Origin of the sequence: uncultured Endozoicomonas sp., assembly GCF_947495845.1 — a bacterium.
Taxonomy (GTDB): domain Bacteria; phylum Pseudomonadota; class Gammaproteobacteria; order Pseudomonadales; family Endozoicomonadaceae; genus Endozoicomonas.
On sequence record NZ_CANMAO010000048.1, the window covers coordinates 1 to 17,454 of the forward strand.

Consider the following 17,454-nt stretch of genomic DNA (forward strand, 5'->3'; position numbering starts at 1 on the left):
GGGTTCTGAAAAATAACTGTGCAAAAAGCGACCAAGTCAACTTTCAAATGCTCTTACATGTTTTGTCCCGTACATAGGTGGAGGCGTTTGAAAAAAAACAGAAGCTTGAATTAACTGAAAAAATAAATGCTTAGATGCTGAAAGAAAGTTGCTTTCAAATGATAGGGTTAGAGAAAATAATGAACAAGTAATATTGAAGTTAAAAAGAGAGCTTTCAAAAGCTAGAGCGGGTCACAATACGAGTGGAAGTAATATTCAACCGGCCTCGGCTACAGTAATAAATCTTGCAAAGGACATTTCTAAACTTGAGGGGGAGGTGCGTGACAGCAAAAATGCAAGGATTCTTTTGGCTTCAGAGCGAGATTTTATGCATTCTAATCTTAAGAAAATTGAGGGGGAATCCAAAAAAATAATAGAGGAGCTCAATGGCTATAAACAGTCTGAAGCTAGGCTTAGATCAGAATGTGATTCTAAAGAGAGTGAGTTGCAGTCTGTAAAAGAAAAGTTGAATGATATATCCTATATTAGCAGGGCTAAATACTTAGAAATTGATCGATTAAAGCGTGAGAACTGTAAAAAAGTAATCAGTTTCATAAGAGCCAAAAGGCAACTTTATTGAAACTGTGCTCCTTTGCGACCAACTCTGATGATATTGATAAAAATAAATTTTCAGAAAGCCTTACAGGTATTCTGGCTTCTCTTCCAAATAATATTCGTCGCGCAGAGTTTATTAATTATTTGGCGATGTATATTGTAACTAATATGCCTGATGAAAATGGTTTTCGTCCTTATAACCATAAAGGCTATTTGTATTCAAATCCGTTAAGGTTTAGTTCAGAGCGTTTTAGTGAACTTGGCTTCACAAGTACATAGCGGAGTCACTTGATATGTTTGGAGGCGAAAGCAAAGGGATTCTGTTATTCACTGTTAAGTAGTATTGAAAGAGACGATATAAAATTGGCCGTTAGTTTAATTGATGATGGTTTAATCACAAACTTACCGGAGCAATCTTCTTTGCACCACTGGGGGCAAGCTGCACTGGCATCAATTCATAATGCTTGGAAATATCGTGAATTAAAAACTTCAACATCACAATATGCAAATAATTTTCAAGATGGAAGAAATGGTGATCCAAAATCAGACAAGTCTAGATCCTCGTTGATGCAATATATATCTACATTTCATGATGTAAAAGCAGGTGTTGAGTTATTAGCACAGATTCCTAGCTTGAGTACTGATAAAAAACTAAAATATTTTAATCATTTTTTTCGCATATGCGGTGTAATGAATCAGGTTATACAAGGGGAGCTTCTGGTAGTATATTCAATGTAGCTACTGCTGTTTATACCAGTGTGGTGGGGGAGTCTACAATACGTGGTGATCTTCCCGGTGCTACAGCGACAATGATGACTGATATTAAGATACTTAAAGCGGCGATGAAAACCATTGTTGATGAGCTCAGAACTTCCGGAAAACCCCTGGACAGATCAACCATCCAAATATTACACGAGTCTTGTTTGCGAAAAGTAATACCCGAGCAGTATGTACACGCTATTAGTTCCGCAGTAAATGAGTTAAATACAGAAGTGAATGTTTTACTACTATCAGACGAATACAGAGCGTCATACTTTGCATTTCTTAAGGGTTCTTGCAAAGTAAGATTTACTTAGAGTTTGTCGTCATTTTCAGCAGAGTGCCCCGTAATCTGCCTTAATTATTAATTGATAGTTATCCAATGCTTTGCAAAGTGCCTCAATAAGTGAATCATTTTGTCTGTCATGCAAAACTGATGACAGATCACTGATAAATTCACTAATGATGAATGGATGAGCGCCACAGGCAGTGCTTAGGGGTAGTAATAGTTCGACAAGGTCAAGTGCTTTAAGCTGGAACTCTCTAGTAGAAGTATTGAAAATTTGATTAAACCATGATGATGGACTTTTCTGTTCCAGGTTTCTTAGTGCTTGGCAAACTTCAGTAGGCAGTTCTTTGTTGAAGTATTGTTTTTGCTTGATCTCTGTAAATTCTGGATCACAGATAGAACTATGATACTCCAGCCAAAGTGGGACGATCTCATTTATCGTTTCAGATGTCAGGCCTTTCTCTAGTACTGAAGAAATGATAATTATATTGAATTTTCTGTGTTCAGATTTTTCCATTTTTGTAAATTCGTCTAGGTCTGAAATTTTATTAAATAAGGGTTTGAGTGGTTCTCCATCATTGTTTTGATTATGCTGAATTAGTGCATTGGATAGCCTTTGTACAACAGCTTTGTGAGGTGGAGCCTGTTTGTTTATAGGTTTGTTAGGTGTCTCCGGAGCTCTGGAAATACTTTTCGCTTCAAAATAGGCTGTTAATTTAATGAGTAGAGTTTGTTCCAGTTTTTTATACTCAGAACCTGGTTCAGACAAACGAAAGTTTTGTGCCTCTGCTTGGAGATCTTTATTTAACTCTCCTGTGATGTATTCGATTGCCTTAATGCCTGTTTCTAGTATTTCGATATTTTTCTGATTATTCACCATCGATGCTTTTTTAGTGAGTTCGGTAAAACGAAAAATGTCTGAGGAATGTTGAGCTTGAAATATATTAATAAGCGCTAATAGCTCTTGCGGCTTATTGGTGACAGATAGTGACTTTTTAAACTGTGATGGAGAAACATATAATTCACCAAATACCGTAAGGAACTGTTGTGTAAAAATCTCCTCAGTAGAATCTTTATTGAATAGGTTTAGATAGTGTTCAACTTCCATGAATTGTTTAAGCTCTGGCTTCTGGGTCATCGTTGCCGGCCCATCCATCAGTAACTTTCGGCATTGCAGATTAAGTAGATGGTGCCTATGATCTGCCACACCTGGCTTCAGCTCTGTGAGTAGTTGCCATACTTCTCCGGGTAATTTTTTATCGAATTTTTCCAGTGTTTGAATGGCTTTGTCCACTTCAAATAGTTCACTCATCGTGAATGAGCTGTCAGACCTGAAACTATCAAGCTTACTCAATGCACTCTCACAGGCATCGCAGACTTTATCCGCTCTCATTCCAAGCAAGTGACATTTTTGTCTCGCAACTGATAGAAAGGATTGCAAGTCTGAGTACTTTTGATATTCCTGTTCAATTAACCTTTGAACTTTCTCATTTTGAACTGTATCAGAAGGCAGTAAGTTGTCTACAAGTACTTTCAGCTGCTTTGACTTTACGCTCTCAGGTTCTTTGGGAGCTGATTCCTGTTTTGCCTTTAGGTTTTGAGTTTCTGTTGAAAGAAGCGTGTTTTTCGAAACAGGCAGTTCCGCTTTTTGCTGGAATGGTGCTGGATTCACCTGCTTGATGGCGTTTTGCAAGCTGATGGCGTGCTGATCAAGCGGTTTATCCTGTGCTTTTTTGGCGATTTTGATGGGCTTAGGTGCGCGAGTGTATTTGATGATTCGTGATTTCACATCCTTGCAGATGGCTTCTACTTTCTGCATTTCTTTTACGGCAGTAGATGTTTGCTCAACAATGGTCTCTTCTTTTGCTTTCTTTCGGGTAGAGGTAAGTGATTTTTCTATGGATTTCACTTCCTCTAGAGGTGGCATTAAGCCACGAATGAGCAGTGATGATATTTCATTGGTATGGCGGTGTAAAAATCGATCATCCAACAATAGATTCTGAACACGCTGATTATATATCGTCATCAGGCTATTGGATTGCTTATAAAGGTCTGCAAGGTATTTTTTAAATTCCAGCTTGTCATCAATCTCTGCTTTTTTGATATCTTCAATCGTCATCAGCAGTTTTCTTTCTTGTTGAGCCGATTCAATTTTCCAGGCTTCATCTGAGGACATTCCGTTATCTGCAGTGCTTTCCCCTTGTTGGGATCTCATTTGTGGCTCTATGGGGGATTGATGAAGTGATGAGTTACTTTCTTGAGGCGCCCTAAACTCTGCCCCTACCATTGCCTTTTCGAGATTCAGGCGATGTTGTATTTGCTCTGAGTCCATGACCAGTCAGCCCCTTTCCATAAGTCTTGTTAAAAGTTTCTAAGGTCTCACTGGGTGTGAAGAACCGGGTTAACACAAGTAAATCTCGGCCATAAGGGCGGATGCTGGACAACGGCTCGTCGGAAAGCAGTGGGTGTCAAAAACAAGTTATAGAAGCGGAATAATAATCTAACGGGTATCAATCAAGTCAGAGAAGCTGCTGGTAAGCTCCAAATAATATGAGCCCATCATATATAGATACTTCAATATTATTTCACCCCCAGAATTCAATGAGGGATGGGTTATTATGAGGATGCTTCCCTGCGAGGAATTTATCCAGTAAGTCCCTTGAAGATATGTAACTCCTCGTTCCGACATTACCCATATCAATAGAAGTGATTTTACCCTTGTCGCCTTTTATCAAGGCTGTGTAATGCCAGCTTCCGGTATGTAGTCGGCAGGTTCTCCAGTCACTCATTATGCGCTCTTTTAATAATTTACGAGTGTCTTCTGTAGTGCAGTTAAGGGATTTCAATGGTGGTAGAGGCCTCCAGACAATCTGTGGATCGAAAAATGTACCTGCATAGGCATTGACCTGACTGAAATTATGCATTTTGGAAAATTGCTGTCGTATCCAATCCTCTATCGTGATGGCTCCGCCTTCCGTAGATCCGAACAGAATACGGTCATAGAGTTTCTGCCATTCTTTTTGAACCTGGGTAACAGTCAGGTTCTTTGGGAAATTAATATCTCCTTCGGCTACTTGATCAGGGTTTTTGAGAGGGCGCCAAATATAGTAGTTCATTGTTCCACTATGTAGGAACTGAAGAATGGCTGCATCAGGCCCACAAGATCTCCCTGTATTTACTATGGATACTCTTCCAGGGTAGTGAGGGATATTGTTACCCCCTGGCGCTGCTTGTCTCAAGCACCAGTATCGATATATACCCATCTTTTGCATATACCGTAGTTCACCTGAAAAACAGTTATTTACAGTTTTTGAATTACACTTTTGTAGTTTCTCTTTTGCACGATCAAACATTAGTTGAAGGTCTGCGTGGAATTCTTGTTTTCGAGAGCCTACAACTACTTTAACCCTGTCTTTTTCAAGACCTACGAACTCCGTTAACTCATATTTTTCAGGAATAACAAGTTCATCAATTGCCTTTTTTTGCTTTTCGTACTCTTCAGTCAGCTGGTTAATGGCTTCACCAATATTGCTCACTCTGGGTAATGGGGTAAGGTTGACCTCCTGGAACGTCTTTGGGTATGCGGGTGGTAAGCTGGAAACTGCCTCTAATGTTGATGTATTTTTACCATGCGAAAGTGTCTGTAAGGGCGTGCTATCATGCTTTTGCTTAGGATCCTCGCCTTTGTTGTTTTTCGAGGTGTTTGACTGTTGCTGATTTGCGAGCTTCAAAGTTTTGTTGTCTTCGGTATCGAGGATAGGCGAATCAATTATAGTTGGCTTGACCGAGGTTCTTTCAATTGAGTGATTGATATTGGCTGCTTCTCTATTTGCCTTAAAGACACTGCCATTATTTAATGAGGTATTGGCGTTTTTTATATTTCTTTCTTTAAGTAATTTATTGATCTCAAGGGAGCACCACGCATCGGGTTGTGTCTTGATCAGGTTTTGTGTTTCAGGTGATGTGATACAGACTATATAGCCTTTGTAGAAACTCTTAATGGCGGCTATAAACGTGTTAAATATTCTGATTGGCAAGATTTTATTGGAGCATTCGTGCCAGCTATGAGAAATTGCAGAAAGTGTACTCAGTGGTGCGTCCATAATCAAAGGTACCCGGCATATTTTGGTACCTTTGATTATGTTTTTTATAGAAAGTTCACATAAGATCAACGATTGTTGGCACTAGAGATAAGAGCCGCTTTTTCCTGCTCTGACAGAAACGCAATGGTCAAACCATTTTCCTGAGCCTGCCTGATATCTGCCTGCGTTAACCCAGCCGCTGGAGCCGCTACTTCATATTCATAAGGCAGCTCGATACCCTCTACTGCCGGGTCATCCGTATTGATAGTTGCGAGTACACCATGATCCAGAAACTGCTTCAGAGGATGGCTTTCAATATTAGCGAATGTGTTGGTTTGAATGTTGGAAGTCAGGCAGGATTCTATACCAATCTTGTGCTCTGCCAGATAATCCATCAATGCAGGGTCGTAAATGGCTTTAACGCCGTGGCCAATTCGGGTGGCACCCAGTTCTTTGATGGCTTGCCACATGCTTTCCGGGCCTGCAGCCTCACCGGCATGAACTGTAATATTCAGGCCTGCTTCGCGCACCTGACGGAAATGATCAACAAAAAGTTCGCCAGGCTTACCCAGTTCATCGCCAGCTAAATCAATTGCTACCAATTCATCTCTAAATGCCAGGCAGGCATCCAGTTCTTTCTGGCAGGCTTCCTGACCAAAAGTGCGGCTTAGAATGCCAATAAGATTGACTTTAACACCGAATTTTTCAGAGCCTGCTTTAACGCCATCAATCACTGCTTCAACCACACCTTTTGGATCGAGGTTGTGCGTCATTGCCATATAGCCGGGGCTGAAGCGCAATTCTGCATAATCAATGCGGGCATTCAGGGCATCTTCTACGTTCTCGTAGGCGATCTGGCGGCAGGCATCGTAGTCCGCCAGTACTTTTACGCCCCAGTCCAGCTTACTAAGAAAGCTGACCAGGTCAGGTTCCTGGCTGATAACCCGGACGTGTGGGATCAGTGCTTCCAGATTGTTTGCAGGCAGTTCGAGGTTATATTTTCTACCCAGTTCCAGAATGGTTTCCGGACGAATATTGCCGTCCAGGTGGCGATGGATATCAGTGAGTGGCATTGATGGAGTAATCATGAATACGTCTGCTTATTGATTTATTAACGGAGTCATCTTACATGAAATAGGATTATTAGCGAAAAGTAGAGGCTTAGGTTTGCATCTTGAACTGTTCAGAAGTCTGGCAGTAATTGCTTTGGGGTTGAGCTTTCGAATCATGCCCTACATAACCCCCTTGTGTTTTTGTAGGGCAATCCAAGTTGAGCGTGACAATACCGTCATCGCTATCGGTATATTTAGGCATCAGGCCTGAATTCACCTGGTTCAAGAGGGGCTACGTTCGGAACAGCTATTCCCATAGCCTCAAAGTACGTTGGTGGTCTCATTGGAGGAACATATTGTCCATGATAATTCAATCTGCCAGTGCCTGATACATTTTCATAGGTGGAACGAGCTCGACTGCTGTTGACATGCTGGGAAGGTGTAGAGGTCGTAGCCCTTGGAGTCCTGTTGAGGATGTCTGCCCTTTTGTTAGTAAAAGCAGACGTAGGAAACTTCTCAACGATATATTTTGAGATTGCAGAGTGAAGATCTACTTTGTAGCGGCCAAATGTAGCTTTTAAACTATTTAAAGTGCTTTTGCACAAATTAGCAAAATGACCTTTTCCTGCACTTTTGTTCGCATGCCAAGAATATGACCAGGTTGCAATGAACCCTAGTGGTGAGTTAGACATACCAAATCTCCTTTTGATATAAATTATTTTTGCTTAAATTCTCCTTGGGTGCAGAAACCGGATAATCAGAGTTTTGAATAAATTTGATTATTCAGAGCATCTCTAAAATAGCAGCAATAATACGATGTTTTAATAGTCAAAAGGTCGTAGTTTTAAGATGAAATCAGAGTTTATCCACAGGATATTTCAACGCAAGACCACCCCATAGTTCACAGGGCGGCCTTTTATAGATTAGGAATTGAATTGCTTGAACCGCTTGATCAACCCGTTAGTTGAGGAATCCTGATCGGTTGTTTCATCTTTAGAACGAATCTTCTCAATCAGACGATCACCCAGCACTTTACCCAGCTCAACTCCCCACTGATCAAATGAGTTCAGTTGCCAGATCACGCCCTGAACAAACACTTTGTGCTCATACATGGCAATCAGAGCGCCAGTGGTTTCTGGCGTGATTTTCTCAGGTACGATCATGCTGTTTGGTCGATTACCCGGGATGACCTTGTGAGGTGCGAGTCGTTCGATCTCATCTGCACTCATGCCGGTAGCACTGAGTTCTTCACGAACTTCTTCCAGTGTTTTCCCCTGCATCATGGCCTGGCTCTGTGCCAGCGCATTGGTGAACAACCATGGGTGCTGCTCGCCAATCGGGTTATGAGTGGTGGCTGGTGCGATGAAATCCACAGGAATCAGGCGAGTTCCCTGATGCAGCAGCTGATGATAAGCGTGCTGATCATTGGTGCCGGTTCCGCCCCAGATAACTGCGCCAGTCTGATAGTTAACAGTGCTGCCATCTTCACGGGTGCGTTTGCCATTACTTTCCATATCCACCTGTTGCAGGTGGCCGGGAAGATCCCGCAGGAAATAATCGTAAGAGATAAAGGCCTGTGACTCGGCACCCATAAAGTTCTGATACCACACACCCAGCATGGCGGTGATAACTGGCATATTCTCAGCCAACGGTGCATTGCAGAAGTGTTGATCCATGGCTTCAGCGCCTTTGAGCATACGCTCAAAGTTGTCGTAACCCACGACCATAGACGTCAGTAAACCAATGCTGGACCACAGGGAATAGCGACCACCTACCCAATCCCAAAGAGGCAGCGTGTTTTCCTGAGCGATGCCGAACTGATCGATGGCATTCAAGTTCGTGGAGATGGCCACAAAGTGCTTGCGGATATCCTGCTCTGCGCAGCCTTTTTCAATCATCCAGGCACGGGCTGCCTGAGCATTTTGCAGGGTTTCCAGAGTACTAAAGGACTTGGATGCAACAATAAACAAAGCGGTTTCCGGATCCACCTTGCTTAGAACTTCGGACAGTTCATTCGGGTCGATGTTCGCAACGAAGTGGTGCTCAAAACCAGCAACGTGGTATGGCGTCATGGCGTTGATGGCGGTTTTCAAACCAAGGTAGGAGCCACCGATACCGATATTCACAATGTGCTTCACCGGTTTGCCGGTATGCCCAAGCCAATCACCGGAATGAACTTGCTCGGTCATGGCTTTCATGCGCGCACGGGTATCGCGAATCATCGGCATGATGTCTTCGCCGTCTACCATGACTGGAGCATCACCAAAGTTTCTCAGAGCGGTATGTAAAACCGCACGTTTTTCGGTGTAATTGATTTTCTCGCCGCTGAACATAGCAGCACGTTTTTCTGGTAAGCCGGCTTCTTCAGCCAGTTTAACCAGTGACGCCATTACTTCGTCGTTTATTAAATGCTTTGAATAATCCAGAAACAGGCCAGCAGCTTCCAGAGTGTAGCGATCAAACCGGGAAGGGTCGTTGGCAAAGAGATCACGAAGGTGAGTGTTAGACAGTTCTTTTTGCAGAGCTGTCAGATTTCCGGATACAGGAAAATGATCCAGAGCAGAAGGGGTAGTCACTGTGTTGCCTCACTTGATAGGAATGATAAGGCTTGGATGAATTAAGCAATATACCTTAGATAACGGGTTAGTAAAATAATAAGCGCATTCAAGAATATAAGGCTGATTTTTTTTATTCATTATTGTTTTTATCTGTGATTTGATTCGCTCAATTGATTCATTTAATTCAATCCCACTTTTTAAAAAGTCATGCTTAAGTTCTGGTTTAGCGGAATAAGTAGTTGACCATTTGGAATCGAATATTTCTGGCTGAGTGGGTAGTTACTATGCAAGGCACAACGCAGGGAGCATAGCCTTAGCTATGTGACCGGAGTTGTAACGCAGTACGACTGCATGGATGCAGGAGGTAGAGCAACGCAGGAGCAAGTTGCCGAGAGTGACTGTCCACTCAGTCAGAAAATATGATTTCATTTGGTTAACTACTTAATGTCAGAGTGCGCGCAAGGTTTCTGGCAGAACGAATAAGATTATCTTCGCCATTTTCCAGCGCATCGGTTAGGGGAACGGCTTCGTGTACGATGGGGAACAGTGCATCAATACCACAGTCGTATACGGCTTCTGCGCCGGCCCCAACAGAACCACAGAGAGCAATGACTGGCAGATTAAATTCTTTAGCCATTCGGGCAACACCAACCGGCGTTTTCCCTTGAGCGGTTTGGCCGTCAATTCTGCCTTCACCGGTAATGACTAAATCCGCATCTGCCATTTTTGCCGCGAGATCTACTGCTTCCATAACGATATCAATGCCCGGTTTTAATTCAGCATTAAGAAAGGCCAATAAAGCAGCACCCATCCCCCCAGCAGCACCAGCACCGGCAGTGTGTTCAACATCAGCGCCAACATCTTGCTTAATTCGGTTAGCGTAGTGGCGGAGCGCCTGATCCAGCAGCTGAATCGTTTCCGGCGTAGCGCCTTTCTGTGGACCAAATACAGCAGATGCGCCATTTTCGCCTGTCAGTGGGTTATCCACATCACAGGCTGCAATGAATTTAATGGACTTTAGTCGCTCATCCATTGTGCTGATATCAATGGTGGCTAATTGCGACAACGCTGCACCGCCACAGGGCAGCTCAATGCCTTGGTCGTCTAATAGCTTAATGCCGAGTGCCTGCACCATGCCTGCACCACCGTCGTTGGTTGCGCTGCCGCCAATGCCGACGATTATCTTATCAATGCCATGATCCAGAGCCTGAAGCATCAATTCTCCAGTACCGCGGGTGGTAGACGTCATTGGGTTTCGATGTTCTGCAGGTACCAGCTCAATGCCCGATGCCCGAGCCATTTCAATAACCGCGGTTTTTCCATCACCAAGAATGCCAAAGGCCGCAGTGACGGGTTCACCCATCGGGCCAGTGACTAACGCATCAATCAACTGCCCGCCAGTGGCATCCACTAACGATTGCAGTGTGCCTTCGCCACCATCAGCCACAGGCACTTTGACGCAATGGGCATCGGGTATAGCTTGTCGTATACCTGTCTCAATAGCATTGGCTACCTGAGCGGCGGTGAGGCACTCTTTAAAAGAGTCGGGTGCAATGATGATTTTCATTGTGGATAAGCTCTCTCGTTCATAACGGCACGATGCTGTAAGCCGAGGTGACTTCAATACCACTTATGCTATCAAATAACAGGCCAGAAAATTTGTCGGGTTTCAGTGCAGAGGGAGTGGGAGAGAAAAAGGAGAGTAATAACTCCCACATCTACCGTTAATTAAGAAAGATGTGGGAGCCGGGTTATTGAATCAGGCTACGATATCCAGCAGCTCAACTTCAAAAACCAGAGTCGTGTATGGACCAATGGCACCACCGGCACCACGTTCACCGTAGGCCAGGTTATAAGGTACAAACAGTTTCCACTTTGAACCAACACCCATCATCTGCAGAGCTTCAGTCCAGCCGGCAATAACGCCACCTACCGGGAACTCAGCTGGCTCGCCACGTTGAACAGAGCTGTCAAATACAGAGCCGTCAATCAGGGTGCCGTGGTAGTGAGTACGTACTGTGCTTTCACGGCTTGGCTTTTCGCCACTGCCTTCAGTGATGACTTCAAACTGCAGGCCAGATTCAGTAACCTGAACGCCTTCACGCTTGGCATTTTCTGCCAGGAACGCTTCGCCTTCTGCGGCCAGAACCTTCGCTCTTTCTGCTTCTTCGGCTTGCAGGCGTTGTTGCATTTCAGAGAAAGCAACGTGCAGGTCTTCATGGGAAACCGCACTTTCAACACCATTCAGGGAATCCGCCAGACCGGCCAGTACCGCATCAATGGAAATACCAGGAACCGGGTTAGAGGCCAGCTGGTCGCCCATTTGGCGGCCAATGCCGTAGCTCACACGTTCTTCCATGGTTTTGTAGGTATCAGACATCGAATATCAACTTCTTTATGAGTTAGGCGGGGGATTGTATCATGATTTTTCTGCAATCAGTTGACCATTACGGGTAACTGACCATTCGCTCAAATCCTGAGCAAGACCAAGGCTGCCGGTATAAAAACGCTCGGCTTCTTCTTTTATTGCATTGATACTATTAGCGCCAGCATTAGGAGAGCGTTGGTAGCGTCCGCTGAAATGGGTCAGGATCAGGTTCGGTACACCGGCGCGTTCGGCCGTTTCTGCCACTCTTTGGGCAGAACTGTGCATCCAGACGGGGCCGGCTTTCTGCAGAGCCGCTTCGGTGAGCGTGGCTTCGTGCACCAGAATATGGCAACCCTTTAGCGCGTCTTCCAACAGTTCTGGTTTGTCATTATCTCCGGAGATGATGGCAATGCGGTTTGCTGGTGGCGGTTGTAAGACATCTTCTGGCTGGATTCTACGGCCATCTTCCAGCATAACGGACTGACCTTTTTGTAATAATCCCCATAACTCACTTCTGGGAACACCAAGCGTATTCAGTCGATCAATATTCAGCTGTGTGCTACGGGTCTTTTCCACAAAACGATAGGCAAAGCTGGGAACGCGATGGGACAGTTCATGAGCCGTTACACTGACTTGTCCATCTTCATAGAAAAAGTCCGGCTGATCGCTGGCAATAAATTCAATGTTGAAGGGCAGGTTGGTCACATCGGCGTATTTTAATGCCGCTTCTACAAACTGCTGAACCCCATCGGGGGCGCAGATCAGCAATGGCGCTTTTCGCCCCTGCATGGATGCCGAGGTAATCAACCCCGGCAAACCATACATATGATCACCGTGAATATGAGTGATGAAGATGGCTTTGAGATTGTTCAGGGTATAGCGACAGCGAAGCAGCTGATGTTGGGTGCTTTCACCACAATCAACCAGATACCATTGTTTGGCATCATCCATTGCCAGTGCCAGAGCAGAGACATTTCTCTCCGTAGTAGGCATGCCGGCGGAGGTTCCCAGAAAAGTCAGTTTCATAAATCCAGTATGCATTGCTTCCGTTAATAAAAGGGTAACAGATAAGAAGCGACAGTTGTCAGAGAGTTCATCCGTTCTGAGTTCAATTTTTTCTAAATTGCAGGCATACTGTTGGCAATATTGCTTAAGCTACAAGATCCCTCCATGAAGAGCTTTACACGCCTTTTTACAACGAGCGCTAAGAAGATATCCGCAGTCCTTCTGTTATGCTTATTGATGATTTTTCCATTGTTGGCCATCTCTGATGAAACCAATGAAAAAGCGGTCACTGAAGCAGAACTACAAGCCATTGAAAGCGATATTCAACAAGCGAAGAAGCTTCTGGAGTCTCTGAATGCCGAGCGCAGTTCCGCAGAGAATCAGATTCGTAAGAATGACCGTGCTGTGAATGAGCTGAATAAAGATGTGAACAGCTTGCAGAACCGCCTGCGGGAGGGGCAGTCTGAAATAAAAAAGCTGCAAAGCCGTCAACAGGCGTTGATGGCAAAGAGTGAACAACAGAAACAACAAGTCACTCAGAGTTTGCAGTCCCTCTATAAAAGTCTTGGGGACAGCCGCCTTAAATTACTGCTAAATCAGGAAGACCCGGAGCAGGTATCCAGACAGCTGGTGTATCTGGATTATTTTCAGAAGGCGCAGCTTCAGTCTATTCAGAAATATGAAAAAATTATTACAGAACTGCAATCGAATGAAGCCCGTCAACAGACGTTGGTCGCCCAGTTAAATAAAGAAAAAACTCAGTTGGATCAGAAAAAAACGACACTGGTCAACCAGCAGACTCAACGAAAGAAGCTGTTGGGTGAGTTGGCCGGTCGTTACCAAAAAGGCGGCAGTGAACTGAAAAGACTGGAAAAACAAAGAGCGCAGCTGGATGAGATTCTGGCGACCATTATCAGTCGTCAAACGGGAAGCGGCGCTTCCTTTACAGCTCGAAAAGGTAAGTTAATCTGGCCGGTAGACGGCAAAGTACTTTACCGCTTCAATGATCAAAACCCGAACACACGTATGCGTTGGCAGGGCACATTTATTGCCGCCAAAACAGGCACTGAAGTGAATGCGGTGCACGATGGCCGGGTCATTTTTTCTGACTGGCTAAGCAGTTATGGGTTGCTGGTGATTCTTGATCATGGGGATAACTTCTTAACCCTCTACGCCCACAACGATTCCATTCTTAGACAGGAAGGTGATACCGTGCTGGCGGGCGAACCCATCGCCATCAGCGGGCAAAGTGGCGGGCAGCCTGACGAAGGTGTTTATTTTGAAGTCCGCCAGAATGGCAAGCCACAAAATCCAAGAAACTGGCTGGGTAAGCAATGAGTTTTCAACAGTGGAGTTTCATCAGGGGATACCGATAAGTAGGTAATGCCCGCCTGATCCTCCGGCTTACCTTCCAGCCTTTGACAGGCTCCTATACTTCACTGGTTTTTGAGCATTCGGGAGCATCCATGAACCTGACCTATAAAGTTAATCAATACTTCAGACTATCGACCCTGGTGCTTGTGGCCGGTTTTTCGATGTCTGGATGGGCTGATGATGTCAGCCAGAAAACAGAATCGTTAAAAGCAGCCCCTGCTGCTGCAGAAAGTGAAGTCGTGACAGAGGTAGAGGCTGAGCAGTCTGAACTGTCTGAACTATCAGTGATAACACCGAAAGGGCGCCTGCCTCTGGACGACCTGCGCGCTTTTACCGAAGTGATGGAACGCATTAAGAAAGCGTATGTCGAAGAGGTTGATGACAAAACTCTGCTGGAAAATGCCATTCAGGGCATGCTCAGCGGTCTTGATCCACACTCTGCTTATTTATCCCCGGATGATTTTCAGGAACTGGAAGAAAACACATCTGGCGAATTTGGTGGCCTTGGTATTGAAGTAGGTGTTGAAGATGGCTTTATCAAAGTCGTTAGCCCGATTGATGATACCCCGGCATCCAAAGCTGGAGTGATGGCAGGTGATCTGATTATTAAACTGGATGAAACGTCGGTTAAAGGTCTTTCTCTTAGAGACTCTGTTGAGAAAATGCGTGGTAAAGCCGGTACAGTAATTAAACTGACGATTGTTCGTGACGGCGTGGATAAGCCACTGGAAATCACTCTGGAGCGTGCAGTGATCAAAGTGCAAAGCGTAAGGGCGAAAAGTCTGGAGCCAGGATACGGTTATATCCGCATCAGCCAATTTCAGGCAGACACTGGTAAAGAGCTGGTGGAAACGTTGGAAGAGCTGATAAAAAAAGAAGAAAACGAACACTTGAATGGCTTGGTTCTGGATCTTCGTAATAACCCGGGCGGCGTACTTCAGGCGGCGGTTGGCGTGACGGATGCATTTATCAGTGACGGATTAATCGTGTATACCGAAGGGCGAATTGCAAATTCGGAGTTGAGATTCAATGCGACCGCAGAAGACCCATCAAAAGGTGTGCCATTGGTTGTGTTGATTAACGGAGGTTCTGCTTCTGCATCAGAAATAGTAGCGGGAGCATTGCAGGATCATAACCGTGCTGTATTGATGGGTACTGAATCCTTTGGTAAGGGTTCGGTGCAAACTGTGTTGCCACTGAGTGTGGATGCACAAAGAGGCCTTAAGTTGACCACTGCCTTGTATTACACACCGAATGGCCGTTCGATTCAGGCAGAAGGTATTAAGCCGGACATCGTCGTTGAGCGCGCTAAAGTGACTCTGCTAAATGATGGTGGTGAGCAATACAAAGAAGCAGATCTTCAACGGCACTTAGGCAATGGCAACAAGGAAGACACCTCCAAAGAAAACAACCGCACGGCTAAGGAAGAAAAAGAGCTCGCCGAGTTGTTGTCTAAGGATTACCAGCTTAACCAGGCGTTGAATGTTCTGAAGGGCATGCACATTAACGCAATTACCATCGGTAAGCCCGTTCATGAAGAAGTGGCGATGGAAATGACGAAGTAATCAGAAACGATACGATACACCGAAGTTCACTACGGGTTGCCAACGAGTGACTTCGGTTTCATCAACATTGTTGCTGGATATTGATTTAAAACTGTTGGTACTGGGGGCTGCAATATTGCGGCCCTCATTTTTTTTATACACGGCACCAATATCAATACGCACTCCAAGCCTTGCTTGATCCACCATCTTCTTCCAGCCAACACCCAGCCAGGTTTTATTATTGTAACGTTGGGCGATAACATCACGGGATGTGCTTTGGTAACTGCCAGCAGACATACTGAAGTTGTTATCAAATGGCTGGTAATCAATGCGCAGACCTTTACTGTCATCTGCTGGAGTAAATGGCGCACTGCTTAATGCTATGGAAGATGGGTTTGGAGGTACTTCTGAGAAAGTTTGTTTTTCAATTGTGTTAACTAGGTCTACATGGTCGTTTGCCTGAACCGTGGAGATCAGCGATGTTCCAACAACAAAAAACAGCATACGACTATTCATGACTCCATTCTCCTATAATCTTAACCTCAGTCCGTGAGGCGATAGGGTAAATGACAGCTAATTTGAACAGCACATTTCTTAAGTGAGTAACTTTATATTCTCCCCATTTATGTCAATTAGCAACTATTCTTTACAGAGTTATCGAATGAATTCCGACTCATTTCACAACACCGACTACGTACTTGGCGCAAAACCTTCTGAACTAACCACTCTGATAAGCAACACCGCACACTGATAGACTTGGCGCCATTTTTTACTGGCGATGGATTAACCTGATGCAGATTGAAAATATGCCCAACTATGGTGCAGTACCTCCAGCCGAAATGGCAAAACTGGCAGAACAGGTTGTTCTTGGTAAAGCTAAAAAACACCCTGAAATTACACTGATTCTGGCCGTTATGGCAGGGGTCTTTGTTGCTATCGGTGCTATGTTCTACACCATCACCATGGCGGGTGCTCAAGGAACGCCTTATGGTCTGACCAAGCTGGTGGGCGGTATTGTTTTTAGTGTTGGCCTTATGCTGGTTGTGCTTTGTGGTGGTGAATTATTTACCAGTAGCACTATGTTGTTGATGGGCAAAGCGACTGGTAAGTTGAAGCTGGGTAACATCGTTAAAAACTGGAGTCTGGTTTATCTGGGTAACTTCATTGGCTCCATCATGTTTGCAACACTGATTGTTTATGGCGGTATTTGGGAAGGCGGCAATGGTCAGGTAGGTTTATCTTCTCTGTATATTGCCAAGGCGAAACTGGGGCATCCATTTGTTCAGGATATTGTTCTGGGTCTGCTTTGTAACTTGCTGGTTTGTCTTTGCTACTGGATGACGTTAAGTGCCCGTACCGCTGCTGGCAAAATGATGGCTTGTGTTCTTCCAGTTGCAGCATTTGTTGTCGCTGGTTTTGAGCACTCTGTGGCGAACATGTATCTGTTACCTGTCGCTTATATGACCAAAGCGGTTGCGGGTCCTGAGTTTTGGCAGGCTATTGGTTACAGTGCCGCCGATTTTGACATGATCACTCTGCACAACATTGTGATGAACTTGATTCCGGTCACCATCGGTAACATCCTGGGTGGTGGTGTGATGGTTGGATTGAGCAAGTGGTTTGTCTACCTGCGAGTGAAAGGCTGATTGGTAAGAAATCAGTGTTTTCCTAAAGGCGGCTATTTGGTCGCTTTTTTTATTTCTGGCGAAATGTGGTTTTACATGGGGTATCTTTCCATATGAATAAAAATAGGCCTCGTCAGTAAAATCTGTGGGCAATTTCTGGTTCAGGTAGCTTGCCAAGTGCATGGTATAACGCAACTTCCGCGC

15 protein-coding genes are annotated in these 17,454 nt (G+C 44.7%); 6 read left to right on the plus strand and 9 right to left on the minus strand.

The genetic code is table 11. The annotated features are described in order from the left end of the window. Nucleotides 1-148 precede the first annotated feature (148 nt). The 3 genes from Q1B11_RS19330 to Q1B11_RS19340 are packed head-to-tail and all read left to right on the plus strand — an operon-like array spanning nucleotide 149 to nucleotide 1,332. Nucleotides 149-619, plus strand: coding sequence for a hypothetical protein (locus Q1B11_RS19330; protein WP_299735480.1), 471 nt, complete (start codon nucleotides 149-151; stop codon nucleotides 617-619). Beyond that, a complete protein-coding gene (locus tag Q1B11_RS19335; protein WP_299735482.1) occupies nucleotides 616-873 on the plus strand; it encodes a hypothetical protein in 258 nt (85 codons plus the stop codon). The genes Q1B11_RS19330 and Q1B11_RS19335 overlap by 4 nt, the downstream gene beginning before the upstream one ends. Nucleotides 874-891: 18 nt before the next feature. After that, nucleotides 892-1,332 carry a hypothetical protein gene (locus Q1B11_RS19340; RefSeq protein WP_299735484.1) on the plus strand — a complete coding sequence of 147 codons (441 nt, stop codon included), beginning with the start codon at nucleotides 892-894 and terminating at the stop codon, nucleotides 1,330-1,332. Nucleotides 1,333-1,685: 353 nt separating this feature from the next. Here the strand turns inward: Q1B11_RS19340 and Q1B11_RS19345 are convergent, their stop codons facing one another. The 8 genes from Q1B11_RS19345 to Q1B11_RS19380 form a co-directional block, all read right to left on the minus strand. Then, complete coding sequence (locus tag Q1B11_RS19345) at nucleotides 1,686-3,974, minus strand: hypothetical protein (protein WP_299735486.1); 2,289 nt, start codon at nucleotides 3,972-3,974, stop codon at nucleotides 1,686-1,688. Nucleotides 3,975-4,227: 253 nt separating this feature from the next. Continuing rightward, nucleotides 4,228-5,745 (minus strand): hypothetical protein, encoded by a 1,518-nt coding sequence (locus Q1B11_RS19350; RefSeq protein ID WP_299735488.1) that lies wholly within the window; start codon nucleotides 5,743-5,745, stop codon nucleotides 4,228-4,230. 65 nt (nucleotides 5,746-5,810) lie between these two features. Beyond that, nucleotides 5,811-6,812 carry an adenosine deaminase gene (gene add / locus Q1B11_RS19355; RefSeq protein ID WP_299735490.1) on the minus strand — a complete coding sequence of 334 codons (1,002 nt, stop codon included), beginning with the start codon at nucleotides 6,810-6,812 and terminating at the stop codon, nucleotides 5,811-5,813. Nucleotides 6,813-7,030: 218 nt separating this feature from the next. Next, a complete protein-coding gene (locus tag Q1B11_RS19360) occupies nucleotides 7,031-7,468 on the minus strand; it encodes a hypothetical protein (RefSeq protein ID WP_299735492.1) in 438 nt (145 codons plus the stop codon). A 231-nt stretch (nucleotides 7,469-7,699) separates the two neighbouring features. Further along, the gene (pgi, locus tag Q1B11_RS19365) at nucleotides 7,700-9,352 is read right to left on the minus strand and encodes a glucose-6-phosphate isomerase (RefSeq protein WP_299735494.1); all 1,653 of its coding nucleotides are present in this window, start codon (nucleotides 9,350-9,352) and stop codon (nucleotides 7,700-7,702) included. Between the two features lie 415 nt (nucleotides 9,353-9,767). Continuing rightward, nucleotides 9,768-10,901 (minus strand): glycerate kinase, encoded by a 1,134-nt coding sequence (locus Q1B11_RS19370; protein ID WP_299735496.1) that lies wholly within the window; start codon nucleotides 10,899-10,901, stop codon nucleotides 9,768-9,770. Nucleotides 10,902-11,093: 192 nt separating this feature from the next. Beyond that, nucleotides 11,094-11,714 (minus strand): FKBP-type peptidyl-prolyl cis-trans isomerase, encoded by a 621-nt coding sequence (locus tag Q1B11_RS19375; RefSeq protein WP_299735499.1) that lies wholly within the window; start codon nucleotides 11,712-11,714, stop codon nucleotides 11,094-11,096. 39 nt (nucleotides 11,715-11,753) lie between these two features. Continuing rightward, nucleotides 11,754-12,728, minus strand: a complete 975-nt coding sequence (locus tag Q1B11_RS19380; RefSeq protein ID WP_299735502.1) for a ribonuclease Z — start codon at nucleotides 12,726-12,728, stop codon at nucleotides 11,754-11,756. A 216-nt stretch (nucleotides 12,729-12,944) separates the two neighbouring features. Between Q1B11_RS19380 and Q1B11_RS19385 the strand changes: the two genes are divergently transcribed. Both Q1B11_RS19385 and Q1B11_RS19390 read left to right on the plus strand, forming a co-directional pair. Continuing rightward, nucleotides 12,945-14,045 carry a peptidoglycan DD-metalloendopeptidase family protein gene (locus Q1B11_RS19385; protein WP_299735504.1) on the plus strand — a complete coding sequence of 367 codons (1,101 nt, stop codon included), beginning with the start codon at nucleotides 12,945-12,947 and terminating at the stop codon, nucleotides 14,043-14,045. Between the two features lie 128 nt (nucleotides 14,046-14,173). Further along, nucleotides 14,174-15,646, plus strand: coding sequence for a S41 family peptidase (locus Q1B11_RS19390; RefSeq protein WP_299735506.1), 1,473 nt, complete (start codon nucleotides 14,174-14,176; stop codon nucleotides 15,644-15,646). Here Q1B11_RS19390 and Q1B11_RS19395 read toward each other — a convergent pair whose 3' ends face one another. After that, nucleotides 15,647-16,141, minus strand: a complete 495-nt coding sequence (locus Q1B11_RS19395) for a hypothetical protein (RefSeq protein ID WP_299735508.1) — start codon at nucleotides 16,139-16,141, stop codon at nucleotides 15,647-15,649. A gap of 275 nt (nucleotides 16,142-16,416) precedes the next feature. On the opposite strand from Q1B11_RS19395, the gene focA reads away from it, so the two are divergent. Beyond that, complete coding sequence (gene focA / locus Q1B11_RS19400) at nucleotides 16,417-17,271, plus strand: formate transporter FocA (RefSeq protein WP_299735510.1); 855 nt, start codon at nucleotides 16,417-16,419, stop codon at nucleotides 17,269-17,271. Nucleotides 17,272-17,454: the final 183 nt, after the last annotated feature.